The sequence below is a fragment of the Citrobacter sp. 50677481 genome, from assembly GCF_001463265.1.
Classification (GTDB): Bacteria; Pseudomonadota; Gammaproteobacteria; order Enterobacterales; family Enterobacteriaceae; genus Citrobacter_A; species Citrobacter_A sedlakii.
The window spans coordinates 1-13701 of sequence record NZ_LNHZ01000051.1 but is presented as its reverse complement, the minus strand read 5'-3'; the positions used below and the strand labels follow the sequence as shown (position 1 = coordinate 13701).

General features: G+C 57.5%; 13 protein-coding genes. 8 read left to right on the top strand and 5 right to left on the bottom strand.

Annotated features, from left to right (window positions below; translation table 11 throughout):
• Positions 1 to 510 (top strand): TRAP transporter small permease, encoded by a 510-nt coding sequence (locus tag APU02_RS12680; protein WP_060570184.1) that lies wholly within the window; start codon positions 1 to 3, stop codon positions 508 to 510.
• Between the two features lie 10 nt (positions 511 to 520).
• Positions 521 to 1807 carry a TRAP transporter large permease gene (locus tag APU02_RS12675; RefSeq protein WP_060570183.1) on the top strand — a complete coding sequence of 429 codons (1287 nt, stop codon included), beginning with the start codon at positions 521 to 523 and terminating at the stop codon, positions 1805 to 1807.
• Positions 1808 to 1882: 75 nt separating this feature from the next.
• On the opposite strand, the gene zntA is transcribed toward APU02_RS12675, so the two are convergent.
• Positions 1883 to 4081: a Zn(II)/Cd(II)/Pb(II) translocating P-type ATPase ZntA gene (zntA, locus tag APU02_RS12670; RefSeq protein WP_060570182.1), complete on the bottom strand. Its 2199-nt coding sequence runs from the start codon at positions 4079 to 4081 to the stop codon at positions 1883 to 1885.
• Between the two features lie 76 nt (positions 4082 to 4157).
• Positions 4158 to 4784: a lysoplasmalogenase gene (locus tag APU02_RS12665; RefSeq protein ID WP_042286542.1), complete on the bottom strand. Its 627-nt coding sequence runs from the start codon at positions 4782 to 4784 to the stop codon at positions 4158 to 4160.
• Positions 4785 to 4925: 141 nt separating this feature from the next.
• Between APU02_RS12665 and APU02_RS12660 the strand changes: the two genes are divergently transcribed.
• Positions 4926 to 5291 (top strand): DUF2500 domain-containing protein, encoded by a 366-nt coding sequence (locus APU02_RS12660; RefSeq protein WP_060570181.1) that lies wholly within the window; start codon positions 4926 to 4928, stop codon positions 5289 to 5291.
• A 20-nt stretch (positions 5292 to 5311) separates the two neighbouring features.
• On the opposite strand, the gene APU02_RS12655 is transcribed toward APU02_RS12660, so the two are convergent.
• Both APU02_RS12655 and rsmD read right to left on the bottom strand, forming a co-directional pair.
• Positions 5312 to 5581: a DUF1145 family protein gene (locus APU02_RS12655; protein ID WP_042286536.1), complete on the bottom strand. Its 270-nt coding sequence runs from the start codon at positions 5579 to 5581 to the stop codon at positions 5312 to 5314.
• Positions 5571 to 6167: a 16S rRNA (guanine(966)-N(2))-methyltransferase gene (gene rsmD / locus APU02_RS12650; RefSeq protein ID WP_042286534.1), complete on the bottom strand. Its 597-nt coding sequence runs from the start codon at positions 6165 to 6167 to the stop codon at positions 5571 to 5573. The genes APU02_RS12655 and rsmD overlap by 11 nt, the downstream gene beginning before the upstream one ends.
• A 125-nt stretch (positions 6168 to 6292) precedes the next feature.
• Here rsmD and ftsY point away from each other — a divergent pair, with 125 nt between their 5' ends.
• The 4 genes from ftsY to rpoH all read left to right on the top strand — a co-directional run bounded on the left by ftsY (position 6293) and on the right by rpoH (position 10613).
• Positions 6293 to 7783 (top strand): signal recognition particle-docking protein FtsY, encoded by a 1491-nt coding sequence (ftsY, locus tag APU02_RS12645; RefSeq protein ID WP_060570180.1) that lies wholly within the window; start codon positions 6293 to 6295, stop codon positions 7781 to 7783.
• A 2-nt stretch (positions 7784 to 7785) separates the two neighbouring features.
• Entirely contained in the window at positions 7786 to 8454 is a 669-nt protein-coding gene (gene ftsE / locus APU02_RS12640) for a cell division ATP-binding protein FtsE (protein WP_012908291.1), read from the top strand.
• On the top strand, positions 8447 to 9505 hold the full coding sequence (gene ftsX, locus APU02_RS12635) for a permease-like cell division protein FtsX (protein WP_060570179.1): 1059 nt from the start codon (positions 8447 to 8449) through the stop codon (positions 9503 to 9505). Before ftsE ends, ftsX begins: the two co-directional genes overlap by 8 nt.
• A gap of 253 nt (positions 9506 to 9758) precedes the next feature.
• Entirely contained in the window at positions 9759 to 10613 is an 855-nt protein-coding gene (rpoH, locus tag APU02_RS12630; protein ID WP_042286526.1) for an RNA polymerase sigma factor RpoH, read from the top strand.
• 51 nt (positions 10614 to 10664) lie between these two features.
• On the opposite strand, the gene APU02_RS12625 is transcribed toward rpoH, so the two are convergent.
• Complete coding sequence (locus tag APU02_RS12625; RefSeq protein WP_060570178.1) at positions 10665 to 12161, bottom strand: PLP-dependent aminotransferase family protein; 1497 nt, start codon at positions 12159 to 12161, stop codon at positions 10665 to 10667.
• 118 nt (positions 12162 to 12279) lie between these two features.
• On the opposite strand from APU02_RS12625, the gene APU02_RS12620 reads away from it, so the two are divergent.
• Positions 12280 to 13545 carry a 4-aminobutyrate--2-oxoglutarate transaminase gene (locus APU02_RS12620; RefSeq protein ID WP_042286522.1) on the top strand — a complete coding sequence of 422 codons (1266 nt, stop codon included), beginning with the start codon at positions 12280 to 12282 and terminating at the stop codon, positions 13543 to 13545.
• Positions 13546 to 13701 lie beyond the last annotated feature (156 nt).

Below are 13701 nucleotides of genomic sequence, written 5' to 3'. Positions count from 1 at the left end.
ATGTCCGAACTGTACCTGAAGTGGATGGATCGCCTGTACCTGCTGGCGATGGCCGTGGCGGGGGTGTCGCTGCTGGTGATGACCACCGTCATCCCCATCGGCATTTTCTCGCGCTATGTGCTGAATCGCGGGGAGTCATGGCCGGAACCGATCGCCATTATTTGTATGGTGACCTTTACCTTTATCGGCGCGGCGGTGGGCTACCGCGCCGGATCGCACATCGCGGTGAACATGCTGACCGACCGTCTGCCGCCGGTGCTGAAAACCGCCTGCGCACGGGTGGTGGATCTGTTGATGCTGCTGATTTCGCTGATCATGTTCTGGTACAGCTATCTGCTGTGCGTCGAGCTGTGGGAGCAGCCAGTGGCGGAATTCCCAATACTGACGTCGGGTGAAAGCTACCTGCCGCTGCCCATCGGTTCGGCAATTCTGATTTTCTTCGTCCTTGAGCGCCTGTTCTTTGGCTCACAGGAACACCGTCCGGTCGTGACGATCGGCAACCACGGTTAAGGGGTGAACAATGGACGCCTTTATCTTGTTATTCACCCTCGCCATTTTGCTGGCGCTGGGCATGCCAGTGGCCTTTGCCGTCGGCCTGAGCGCCGTTGCGGGCGCGCTGTGGATCGATTTACCGCTGGAAGCGCTGATGATCCAAATCACCAGCGGGGTCAACAAGTTCACCCTGCTGGCGATCCCGTTTTTTATTCTTGCCGGGGCGATCATGGCGGAAGGGGGAATCGCCCGGCGGCTGGTCAACTTTGCCTATCTGTTCGTCGGCTTTATTCGCGGCGGATTGTCGCTGGTGAACATTGTCGCCTCGACCTTTTTCGGCGCGATTTCCGGCTCGTCGGTGGCGGATACGGCGTCCATCGGTAGCGTGATGATCCCGGAGATGGAGAAAAAGGGCTATCCGCGCGAGTACGCGGCGGCGGTCACCGCGAGCGGTTCAGTGCAGGCGATTTTGATTCCACCGAGCCATAACTCGGTGATCTACTCGCTGGCGGCGGGCGGGACGGTCTCTATCGCCACGTTGTTTATCGCAGGTGTGTTGCCGGGGCTGCTGCTCGGGCTGTGTCTGATGGGGCTGTGCCTCTGTTTTGCGCGTAAGCGTGGCTACCCGAAAGGTGAACGGATCCCGTTTCGCCAGGCGGTGAAAATCTTCATTGACGCGCTGTGGGGGTTGATGACGGTAGTGATCATTCTGGGCGGTATATTGTCGGGAATTTTTACCGCCACCGAATCGGCGGCGGTGGCCTGCCTGTGGGCTTTTTTCGTCACCATGTTTATTTACCGTGACTATCAGTGGAATGAACTGCCCAAACTGATGTGCCGGACGGTGAAAACGGTCACTATCGTGATGATTTTGATCGGCTTCGCCGCGGCGTTTGGCGCGGTGATGACCTATATGCAGTTGCCGATGCGTATCACCGAATTCTTCACCTCGCTCTCCGATAATAAGTACGTGATCCTGATGTATCTCAACATCATGCTGCTGCTGATTGGCACGCTGATGGATATGGCGCCGATCATCCTGATCCTGACGCCGGTGCTGTTGCCGGTGACCAATGCGTTAGGGATCGATCCGGTGCATTTCGGGATGATTATGATGGTGAACCTGGGGATTGGACTGATTACCCCACCGGTCGGGTCGGTGCTGTTTGTGGCCAGCGCGGTAAGTAAGCAGAAAATTGAACACGTGGTGCGGGCGATGCTGCCCTTCTACGGTCTGCTGCTGGTGGTGCTGGCAATGGTGACCTATATCCCCGCCATCTCGCTGTGGCTGCCGGGGCTTCTGGGAATGCAGTAAGACACAAAGCCGGATGGCGCTATCCGGCCTACACGTCATGCTACGCGTAGGGCCGGTAAGCGCCACCGGGCTTTTTTACCGACGACGCAACAGTTGCAGCGCGTTAGCCGTCACCAGTACCGTCGCGCCGGTATCCGCCAGCACCGCCAGCCACAGCCCGGTCATGCCGAGCAGGGTGGTGACGAGGAAGATCCCCTTCAGCCCCAGCGCAATGGCGATGTTCTGGCGAATATTGGCGTGCGTCGCCCGCGCCAGCGTCACCATTTGCACGAGTCCGGTCAGACGATTGTGGGTTAGCGCAGCGTCTGCTGTTTCCAGCGCCACATCGGTACCGCTGCCCATCGCAATCCCGATGGCGGCGGCTTTCATCGCGGGAGCGTCGTTAATGCCGTCGCCCACCATCGCCAGCGGCGACTGCTGATTCAGCGCGCTGACCGCCTGGACTTTGTCTTCCGGCAGGAGTCCCGCTTTGTAATCCAGTCCCAACGTCTCCGCGATGGCCGCCGCCGCGCGTGGGTTGTCGCCGGTGAGGATGACGCCTTTAACCCCCAGCGCGTTCAGTGCGCTTATGGCGGTACGGGCATCGTCCCGTAGCGTATCCTGGAGGGCGATAACGCCGAGCACGATGTCATTTCGCCGCACTAATACGACCGTCTGACCTGAACGTTCAAGCTGATTAATGCGCGCAGCAAACGCCTCGTCAGGCTGTTTCCCGGCGGCGCTAATCAGGACGCGCTCACCGTTGACCCGAGCCTCAATGCCGGAACCGACCAGCGCGCGCTGTCCGTCGGCGGCGGGGAGGGTAAGCGCCCGCTGTTGCGCTTCACGTACAATCGCCTGCGCCAGCGGGTGCGTCGCGCCTTGCTCCACCGCTGCCGCCTGCGTCAGCAGCTCAGTCTCGCTGATACCCGTGGCAGGATGAATTGCCGTCACGCGCGGCTTGCCTACGGTCAGCGTCCCGGTTTTATCAAACGCGACCTGCGTGACACGCCCTAGCTGTTCCAGCGCCGCGCCGCCTTTGATCAGCGCCCCGCGACGCGCCGCCGCCGCCAGCCCGGAGGTAATCGCTGCCGGGGTGGAAATCACCAGCGCGCACGGACAGCCAATCAGTAACAGCGTCAGTCCCTTATAAACCCACTCCTGCCAGCTACCGGCAAACAGCAGCGGCGGAACGAGCGTCACCAGCAGGGCGACGACCATGATGGCGGGCGTGTAAATCCGGCTGAAGCGGTCGATAAAGCGTTCGATGGGCGCGCGCCGTTCTTCCGCTTCTTCAATCAGCTTCAGGATGCGATCTATGGCGCTGGCACCCGCTTCCGACAGTACCTCCAGCGTGACAAGACGATCCACGCTGGTCGCCCCCGCCGGGACTTTCTCGCCGCTGGCGCGTTCAACCGGGATCGACTCGCCAGTCAGGGCGCTTTCGTCAAAGCTGGCGAACGCAGAAAGCAGTTTTCCGTCGGCGGGCAGGCGTCCTCCGGCGGCGACTTCAATCACATCGCCCGGTTGCAGAGTGTTGATGGCGACCTCTTCGCGTACGCCGTCGCGCAGGCGGATTGCCACCTCTGGTTTCAGCGCCATCAGCGCGCTGACCCCTTTGCGGGCGCGACTGGCGGCCCATCCCTCTAACCGCTCGCCAATCAGGAACAGCAGCAGCACCATTGCCGCTTCCGCTGTGGCGCCAATAAACAGCGCGCCGATGGCGGCGACACTCATCAGCGTTTCAATGGCAAACCAACTGCCGGATTTCATCAGGCGCAGCGCCTGGTGGGCGATGGGATACAGCCCGACCAGCGTGGTGGCGATAAACGCCAGTTGTCCGAACAGAGGGTTGAACTGCTCCAGCCCCCAACTGACCGCCATCATCACAATCAGGGTCAGTAGCGGCAGGTTCTCTTTGACGCGCGATTCGGGCGCGGCGGCGTTGGCCTGCTCGTCTTGCAGGGTATAGCCCGCATTTTGCACTGCCCGCGCGATTTGTGAACGCAGATCGCCGTCGCTGTCGACCACCAGCTTTTCGGTAGCAAACAGCACCTGAACCTGATTCACGCCGCTTATCTGGCGCACCGCGTTCTCAACTTTGCGGGCGCAGGCGGCGCAGTCCATACCGGCGATTTTCCAGCTATAACGGGCACCTTTTACCGTTTCAGCGACGGTTTCCGGCGAGTCGCAGGCACCGTCGCAGCAACAGGCATCGGCTTTCTGCGGCGCCGGGGCGAGTGTGAAGGATGAAAATTGTGGGGCTTTTTTGCCATCAGTATCGGGTGTCGACATGGCATCCTCCGGTTGATGATAATTTTCTCATTAACCGGAGGATACACTCTGGAGTCGACTCCAGAGTCAAGCACTATCAGAGATAAAGTGAGCGGACGATCAGGAAATGCCCGGCGAAGTAGCAGGCCGCAGCGATAGCGTTGTCGGCACGAAAGCGGCGGCGGTAATGACTGCCCAGCCAGACAATGTTACCCAGGAACAGCAGCGCCGCCCCCATAAACGCCGACAGCGCGGGCGCGGTGGGACGGAAAAACCACAGCTCACCGGCCAGCCAGACCATGACCAGCGTCATGGCGACGAAGGTGCATACCGGCCAGCGCAGCTCCTCAAGACGCGACCAGATTACCGCGACGAGCAGCGCGCCCAGTACCAGGAGCGCTAACGGCAATGGCCAGAAGAATGAAAGCGTCATCTGGCTGGCGAAATAGATGGTGTACAGCAGATGCGAAAGGAAAAACGCGCCAATCGCGTACAGCAGACGCTGACGTGGCAAGAGCGTTAACGCATCGCCTAACAGCGACGCACAGAGACCCGCCAGCACCAGATAACTGATAGCGTCAAACATCGGCGCTTGCCAGGCGAGCAGCAGCAGGAGAAGCAGCGTGACAGGTTTAAAGACCCAACGTTGCCAGGCGGGGCCACGGTAAGAAGCATCCACAAACAGCCATGCGGAAAGGCAGACAGCGATAAACGACCAAAGCATCTTAGTTCCTTGAATTCGTTATTTTTTCGTAAGCGGTATGCTTACGGTCTTACTCTTCAGTTTAGAGGCGGGTAAGGGCGGATGACAACACCATAACGGTCAGGGTATGCTGATTTCCGCATTTTCTGATGGGTTAAGGGTATGAGTAAGCCACCGCTCTTTTTTATTTTAATCATTGTGTTAATTCTCATTGCCGCCTCGTTTCGTTTTATGCAGCAGCGGCGGGAAAAAGCCGATAACGAGGCTGCGCCCCTGCAACAGGCGCCAATGATGGTCAGCAACAAGCGGGAAAAGCCGCTCAATGACCGCCGCTCGCGTCAGCAGCAGGTCACCCCCGCAGGCGCCAGTATGCGATACGAAGCGAGCTTTAAGCCGCTACGCGGCGGACAGGAAAAAAACTTCCGCCTGGACGCGCAGCAGTACCACGCGCTGACAGTAGGCGACAAAGGCACGCTGAGTTTTAAAGGAACGCGGTTTGTCGAATTTGTGGTTCACAGGCCGGATTAAATGCCATCCGGCTGTCAGCCTCATTTTTTGACGTTAAACTTCTTCTGCCATACCAACAGTTCAAACACGCCGAACAGGAAAATACGCACTTTTTCCCCGTTGCTCATCTGCGGCCCGTCTTTTGGCAGGGTCGATTTCAGTAGCGCCAGTTGCATACCGTGCATCAGCGCCATAAACACCAGCGCGACGTTAACAAAAATATTGAGCGGGCGCGGAAACGGTTGCACCAGATTCCAGAGTAAAAAAGCCCAGACGCAGAGCATCAGTAAACGTCCAATATTAATCAGCATCGTTTTCTCCTTGTGCCTCGCGTTGATACAAGCGATAGGCAACCTGTCCGGCAACCTTCTCGCGATACAGCGACCAGTTATTGGGCACCGGCGGCAGACCGTTTTCCACTTCGCTTTCCACGTAAATATACGCCTCGTCAGCCAGCCAGCCATGGTTTTCCAGCAGGCGTAAGGTCTCTTCCAGCAGACCCTTGCGAAACGGCGGGTCGACAAACACGACGCTGTGCGGCGTACCGGTCTGCGCCAGAAATGCCAGTGTGTTCGTGTTTACGACGTTTGCGTTGCCTGCTTTCAGCGTCGCTAAATTCTTTTGTAACTGCTGCGCGACGGCCCGATCCATTTCCAGCAGGGTAGCAGACGCCGCGTAACGCGACAGCGCCTCCAGCCCCAGCGCGCCGCTTCCGGCGAAACAGTCGAGACAACGGGCGTCGACCATTACCGGCGCCAGCCAGTTAAACAGCGTCTCGCGCACGCGATCGGTGGTGGGACGCAGGCCGGGGCTGTCCGGTACCGGAAGTTTGCGGCCGCGCCATTGCCCGCCAATAATGCGGATCTGGCCACTGCCAGAGTGATTCGGTTTTTTCATTTCTGCTGCTCAAACCGCCCTAATTCGGTCTTTCCAGGCGGTGATGTAAATTAAGTTAAGTGATAGACTATTTCATCATTTTTTTAGCTTCCATGTATATAGAGCCGCGAGGAGTGTAACCGCAGATGGCAAAACAGAAAAAACGTGGCTTCTTTTCCTGGCTGGGCTTTGGTGAAAAAGAGCAGGAACAAGAACAAAAAACCGAAGAACAGCAGGTTGTCGAGGAACAACGACAGACAGACACGCCTGTTGAAACGGCAGCTGACGTAGAAGCAGAATCCCCTGCGCACAGCAAAGAAGAGACAGACCACTTTGCACAAGAGGTGGTTGAGGTCACCGAACAGGTTCAGGAGAGCGAAAAGCCGCAGTTGGTTGAGCCTGAACCGCCCGCCGTGGCAGACGAGCCACAACCGGAAGTGGAACCGCTTGCGGTCGCCGTACGTGAAGAACTGCCGCTGCCGGAAGAGGTAAACGCTGAAGAAATCTCTCCGGAAGAGTGGCAGGCGGAAGCCGAAACCGTTGAGATCGTTGACGCGGTAGAAGAAGAGGCGCAGAACGTGCCGCCGCTGAGCGATGAAGAGCGGGAAGCGCAGGCGCTGGCGGCAGAAGCCGCAGAAGAAGCGGTGCTGGTGGTGCCGGTAGCGGAAGAAGACGCGCCGGTTGAAGAGATTGCGCAGGAGCAGGAGAAACCGACCAAAGAGGGTTTCTTTGCCCGTCTTAAGCGCAGCCTTCTGAAAACAAAAGAAAACCTCGGTTCCGGATTTATCAGTCTGTTCCGCGGGAAGAAAATCGACGATGATCTGTTTGAAGAGCTGGAAGAACAATTGCTGATCGCCGACGTGGGCGTGGAAACGACGCGTAAAATCATCACCAACCTGACCGAAGGCGCCAGCCGCAAGCAACTGCGTGATGCGGAAGCGCTGTACGGTCTGTTAAAAGATGAGATGGGCGAGATTCTGGCGAAGGTCGATGAACCGCTGAACGTGGAAGGCAAAACGCCGTTTGTGATTTTGATGGTGGGCGTCAATGGCGTCGGTAAAACCACCACCATCGGCAAGCTGGCGCGTCAGTTCGAGCAGCAGGGCAAATCGGTGATGCTGGCGGCAGGCGACACGTTCCGCGCCGCAGCGGTGGAACAGCTTCAGGTCTGGGGCCAGCGTAATAATATTCCGGTGATTGCCCAGCACACTGGCGCGGACTCTGCTTCCGTCATCTTTGACGCTATTCAGGCGGCGAAGGCGCGTAACATTGATGTGTTGATCGCCGACACCGCGGGGCGTCTGCAAAACAAATCGCATCTGATGGAAGAGTTGAAAAAAATCGTTCGCGTGATGAAGAAACTGGACGAGGACGCGCCGCATGAGGTTATGCTGACTATCGACGCCAGCACCGGGCAGAATGCGGTAAGCCAGGCCAAACTGTTCCATGAAGCCGTGGGGTTAACCGGGATCACCCTGACCAAGCTGGACGGCACGGCGAAAGGTGGGGTGATCTTCTCGGTGGCCGACCAGTTTGGCATTCCTATCCGCTATATTGGTGTGGGCGAACGTATCGAGGATTTGCGTCCGTTTAAGGCGGACGATTTTATTGAGGCACTTTTTGCCCGAGAGGATTAACAATGATTCGCTTTGAACATGTCAGCAAGGCCTATCTCGGCGGGAGACAAGCGCTGCAGGGCGTCACGTTCCACATGCAGCCGGGCGAGATGGCGTTTCTGACCGGCCACTCAGGCGCGGGGAAAAGTACCCTGCTGAAGCTGATCTGTGGGATTGAGCGGCCAAGCGCCGGGAAAATTATCTTCAGCGGACACGATATTACCCGTCTGAAGAATCGTGAAGTGCCGTTTTTGCGTCGGCAGATTGGCATGATTTTCCAGGATCACCATCTGCTGATGGACCGCACCGTTTACGACAATGTGGCGATCCCACTGATTATTGCTGGTGCCAGCGGAGACGACATTCGTCGCCGCGTGTCGGCGGCGCTGGATAAAGTCGGGCTGCTGGACAAAGCGAAAAACTTCCCTATTCAACTCTCCGGCGGTGAACAGCAGCGTGTGGGTATCGCCCGTGCGGTGGTCAATAAACCGGCGGTCCTGTTGGCGGATGAACCAACCGGTAACCTGGATGACGCGTTGTCAGAAGGGATCCTGCGTTTGTTCGAAGAATTTAACCGTGTGGGGGTCACCGTCCTGATGGCCACCCACGACATCGGGCTGATTTCCCGCCGATCTTATCGCCAACTGGTGCTAAGCGATGGACACCTGCATGGAGGCGTGGCTTATGAATAAGCGCGATGCGATGAATCATATCCGGCAGTTCGGCGGGCGTCTGGATCGTCTGCGCCGCTCTGGCGGTTCGTCAGGCGACGGTGGCCGCAATACCCCGAAGCGGGCGAAACCGTCGCCGAAGCCTAACTCGCGGAAAACCAACGTTTTCAACGAGCAGGTACGCTACGCGTTCCAGGGCGCGTTACAGGATCTGAAAAGCAAACCGCTGGCGACCTTTTTAACGGTGATGGTCATTGCTATCTCTCTGACGCTGCCGAGCGTTTGCTATATGGTCTACAAGAACGTCAACCAGGCGGCGACGCAGTATTATCCGTCTCCACAGATCACTGTTTATCTGCAAAAAACGCTGGATGACGATGCGGCGGCGGGGGTGGTGGCGCAGCTTCAGGCCGAGCAGGGCGTGGACAAGGTGAATTACCTGTCGCGGGAAGACGCGCTGGGTGAGTTCCGTAACTGGTCCGGCTTTGGCGGCGCGCTGGACATGCTGGAAGAGAACCCGCTCCCGGCGGTGGCCGTGGTGGTGCCGAAGCTTGATTTCCAGGGCACCGATTCGCTTAATACCCTGCGCGATCGTATTTCGCAGATTAACGGCATCGATGAAGTACGTATGGACGACAGCTGGTTTGCCCGCCTGGCGGCGCTGACCGGTCTGGTGGGCCGCGTATCAGCCATGATCGGCGTACTGATGGTGGCAGCGGTGTTCCTGGTGATCGGCAACAGCGTACGCCTGAGCATTTTTGCCCGTCGCGATACCATTAACGTGCAAAAACTGATTGGCGCGACGGATGGATTTATTCTCCGTCCGTTCCTCTACGGCGGCGCGCTGCTCGGCTTTTCCGGCGCGTTTCTTTCACTAATTTTATCTGAAATTTTGGTGATGCGGCTGTCTTCGGCAGTGACAGAAGTGGCGAAGGTTTTCGGAACGAAGTTTGATCTCAATGGGTTATCGTTCGATGAATGCCTGTTATTGCTGCTGGTTTGCTCGATGATCGGCTGGGTGGCGGCGTGGCTTGCCACGGTTCAACATTTACGCCACTTTACTCCCGATTAATAAAATCGTGGTATAATCTTTCCCTGCAATGGATTTCCGTTCGCAGGGAAAGAGTCTCCGTTGTCCTCTTCCCCGCTTTCATCTTCATGTCACATTTTGTGCGCAATTTATACACAACGTTGCATGGAACTTGTGGATAAAATCACGGTCTGATAAAAGAGTGAATGATAATCTCGTTGCTCATTAACGCTGGCACGGTTGTTGCTGATGACTTTCAGGTAGTGCCAGACGATAAAAAATTGAGAGGATTTGAATGACCAAAGAAATGCAAAATTTAGCTTTAGCCCCTGTTGGTAACCTGGAGTCTTACATCCGGGCTGCGAACGCGTGGCCGATGTTATCGGCTGACGAAGAGCGGGCACTGGCTGAAAGGCTGCATTACCAGGGCGATCTGGAAGCAGCTAAGACGCTGATCCTGTCTCACCTGCGCTTTGTTGTTCATATTGCTCGTAACTACGCGGGCTATGGCCTGCCGCAGGCGGATTTGATTCAGGAAGGTAATATCGGCCTGATGAAAGCCGTGCGCCGTTTCAACCCGGAAGTGGGTGTGCGCCTGGTCTCCTTCGCCGTACACTGGATCAAAGCGGAGATCCACGAATACGTTCTGCGTAACTGGCGTATCGTCAAAGTCGCGACCACCAAAGCGCAGCGTAAGCTGTTCTTTAACCTGCGTAAAACCAAGCAGCGCCTGGGCTGGTTTAACCAGGATGAAGTTGAAATGGTGGCGCGCGAGCTGGGCGTGTCCAGCAAAGACGTGCGTGAGATGGAGTCCCGCATGGCGGCGCAGGACATGACCTTTGACATGTCTTCGGACGATGAGTCCGACAGCCAGCCGATGGCCCCGGTCCTGTATTTGCAGGATAAAACCTCTAACTTTGCCGACGGCATTGAAGAGGATAACTGGGAAGATCAGGCGGCCAACAAGCTGACCCACGCGATGGAAGGTCTCGACGAACGTAGTCAGGACATCATTCGCGCCCGCTGGCTGGACGAAGACAACAAGTCCACCTTGCAGGAACTGGCTGACCGCTATGGCGTGTCTGCTGAACGTGTCCGCCAGCTTGAAAAGAACGCAATGAAAAAACTGCGCGCCGCGATCGAAGCATAACACCGCAAGCGCAGCTAAAAACGCCCCGACATTGGTTGGGGCGTTTTGCTTTCAGGCGTTCATCAACAGCACCTGCGGGCAGTTGTCACGCAAACAGTCCAGCAGCGTGGCGAATGCAGGCACCATCTGTTCTTCCGTCAGACAGGCGAACCCCAACAGCAGCCCCTGCTTGCGCTGGGCGGTCAGGTAATAACGCGAAAGCGGACGTACCAGAATATTTTGCGCATTGGCGCTGGCCGCGACGGCGACATCATCCACCTCATCCGGCAGGTTGAGGATCAAATGCAGCCCGGCATTATCGCTGAAATCCGACAGCGCCCGCGTCCCACAGTGACGTTCAATCAGCTCGGTGAGAAAGGCACGACGGCGGCTGTATAACAAACGCATACGGCGGATGTGCGCCGAATAATGTCCGCCGTTGATAAACTCTGCCAGCGCCATCTGAATCAGTGAATGCCCACCGCGATACAGCTCCGCATGGGCGCTTTTCAGGGCGTGCGCCAGCGGGCGAGGCAGCACCATATAACCCAGTCGAAGCCCCGGATAGAGCGTTTTACTGAAGGTGCCGATATAAACGACTGGCGCATCCGGCACCAGACCCTGCAACGCCGGGATCGGTTGTCCAGAAAAGCGAAACTCGCTGTCATAGTCGTCTTCCACAATCCAACTGCCGTACTGCCGGGCGAGTGCCAGCAGCCGCTGACGTCGCTCAAGACTCATCACCGCGCCCAGCGGGTACTGATGAGAGGGCGTAACGAAGATCAGACGCGGTGCTTCATCCGGCCTGTCGGGCGGCGCGAGGCCGCTGGCATCAACGGGGACAGGCGTAATGCGTAGATCGTTCATCGCCAGCACATGGCGGATCCCCCAGTAGGAGGGTTCCTCCACCCACGCCAGGTCGCCGGTATCAGCCAGCATCCGCGTCACCAGGTCGATAGCCTGGTGGATCCCCTCCGTGATAAGTATTTGATCTGCCTGACAGCGCACACCCCGGGCGACGCGCAGATAATCCACCAACGCATGTTGCAGTTCCGGCGTCCCGCCATTGCAGCTGTAGCTCAGCCGTTCCGGCTTCGGTCGACGGCTGATGCGTGCCTGTAACTTACTGAAAAGTGGATGGGGAAAGGCATTGACGTCGGGAACGCCGGGAATAAATGCTCCCCATTGTCGTGGGCTGGCGCTGACGTGCTGCAGCAAAAAATGGCCGCGCTGCGAAACGGAGGATGCCTGTGCGGCCGTCTCACTGTTTTCCACCCCGGCTGCCGCCGTTAAAAAGGTATCGGGGGTGGTTTGTGCGACGAATGTCCCGCTTCCTCGTCGGGAAACCACATATCCTTCCGCCAGCAATTGTTCATAAGTTGTTAATATGGTGTTTCTGGAAATCCCAAGCTCGCCTGCGAGATCGCGCGATGCGGGCAAGCGGCTATGCGGCGGTAAAGAACCGTCGAGAATCGCCCGGCGAAGCGCGTTGTAGAGCCGTTTGTGCAGGAATTCATCCTGTTCCTGCTGGAGTCTGACTAACAGGAGATCGCCCACTAATGCCCGCAATTGGATCCCTCAGATATTCTGAATTGGTACTCGATTATAGGGCCAACACCTGTGTAAATAAACGTCATCGTTTCGAATTTGTTGCAATAAAGTGACATTCATAACAGGAGATCCGAGGGTGAAAAGTTCAGAACTGAATCAGCGCCGCCAGCAGGCGACTCCCCGTGGTGTTGGTGTGATGTGCGACTACTTTGTCGAAAAGGCCGAAAACGCCACAATTTGGGACATTGAAGGCAAAGAAGTGATCGATTTTGCCGCCGGGATCGCCGTCCTTAACACCGGCCACCGCCACCCGAAAATTGTCGCGGCGGTAGAAAAACAGCTTCAGGCGTTTACCCATACCGCCTACCAGATTGTGCCTTACGAGAGCTACGTGACGCTGGCGGAGCGCATCAACGCCATTGCGCCGATCGACGGTCCGGCGAAAACCGCGTTTTTCACCACCGGCGCCGAAGCGGTTGAAAACGCGGTCAAAATTGCCCGCGCCCATACCGGTCGTCCGGGGTTGATCACCTTCGGCGGCGGGTTTCACGGACGTACCTTCATGACCATGGCGCTGACCGGCAAAGTGGCGCCTTACAAAATAGGTTTTGGGCCTTTCCCCGGTTCGGTCTATCACGCTGTGTACCCGAACGCGGCTCACGGCGTGACCGTCGAGGACGCGATCAAAAGCCTGGAGCGCCTCTTTAAGGCCGATATCGCCGCGGATCAGGTCGCTGCCATTGTTATTGAGCCGATTCAGGGCGAGGGCGGTTTTAACGTCGCGCCTGCGGCCTTTATGCAGGCGTTGCGTAAAATTTGCGATACCCACGGCATTCTGCTGATTGCGGATGAAGTGCAGACCGGCTTTGCCCGTACCGGCAAGGTCTTTGCGATGCAGCACTATGACGTGAAGCCCGACCTGATGACGATGGCGAAAAGCCTGGCGGGCGGCTTCCCGCTCTCTGGCGTTGTGGGGCGTGCTGAGGTGATGGATGCGCCCGCTCCCGGTGGGCTGGGCGGTACCTACGCCGGTAATCCGCTGGCGGTTGCCGCCGCGCACGCGGTGCTGGACATCATCGAAGAAGAGCAATTGTGCCAGCGGGCGAGCCAGCTGGGCGAGCATCTGAAAGAAGTGCTGAATCAGGCGCGCGAGCACTGCCCGGCGATTGTTGACGTTCGGGGACTCGGTTCGATGGTAGCGGTGGAATTTAACGATCCGCAAACCGGCGAACCGTCTGCCGAATTTACCCGCGAGGTCCAGCGCAAAGCGCAGGAAAACGGCCTGCTGCTGTTGAGTTGTGGCGTATATGGCAACGTCATACGTTTTCTTTATCCCTTAACGATCCCGGATGCGCAGTTCTCTAAAGCGCTGGATATTCTGACCCGCGCGCTACGGGGCTGACGCACCCGGACCGGCAGGCAGCGGCAGGGAAGCCTCTACGACAACTGAGTTGTTCCCGTTCAGCGTGAGTGGTTAATCACCCTGATATCACCTTTTTTCCGGCGGCGCTCGTCGCCGGAGTAAAACGGAATCTATGGTCACTCCCGTTTTTGCAAC

What these genes read in the sequence shown, in the direction of transcription:
- zntA (WP_060570182.1), bottom strand. Translation starts at nt 4,081, where the DNA reads ATGTCGACACCCGATACTGATGGCAAAAAAGCCCCACAATTTTCATCC.
- APU02_RS12655 (WP_042286536.1), bottom strand. Translation starts at nt 5,581, where the DNA reads ATGCTGATTAATATTGGACGTTTACTGATGCTCTGCGTCTGGGCTTTT.
- ftsX (WP_060570179.1), top strand. Translation starts at nt 8,447, where the DNA reads ATGAATAAGCGCGATGCGATGAATCATATCCGGCAGTTCGGCGGGCGT.
- rsmD (WP_042286534.1), bottom strand. Translation starts at nt 6,167, where the DNA reads ATGAAAAAACCGAATCACTCTGGCAGTGGCCAGATCCGCATTATTGGC.
- ftsE (WP_012908291.1), top strand. Translation starts at nt 7,786, where the DNA reads ATGATTCGCTTTGAACATGTCAGCAAGGCCTATCTCGGCGGGAGACAA.
- APU02_RS12680 (WP_060570184.1), top strand. Translation starts at nt 1, where the DNA reads ATGTCCGAACTGTACCTGAAGTGGATGGATCGCCTGTACCTGCTGGCG.
- APU02_RS12665 (WP_042286542.1), bottom strand. Translation starts at nt 4,784, where the DNA reads ATGCTTTGGTCGTTTATCGCTGTCTGCCTTTCCGCATGGCTGTTTGTG.
- APU02_RS12660 (WP_060570181.1), top strand. Translation starts at nt 4,926, where the DNA reads ATGAGTAAGCCACCGCTCTTTTTTATTTTAATCATTGTGTTAATTCTC.
- APU02_RS12675 (WP_060570183.1), top strand. Translation starts at nt 521, where the DNA reads ATGGACGCCTTTATCTTGTTATTCACCCTCGCCATTTTGCTGGCGCTG.
- ftsY (WP_060570180.1), top strand. Translation starts at nt 6,293, where the DNA reads ATGGCAAAACAGAAAAAACGTGGCTTCTTTTCCTGGCTGGGCTTTGGT.
- rpoH (WP_042286526.1), top strand. Translation starts at nt 9,759, where the DNA reads ATGACCAAAGAAATGCAAAATTTAGCTTTAGCCCCTGTTGGTAACCTG.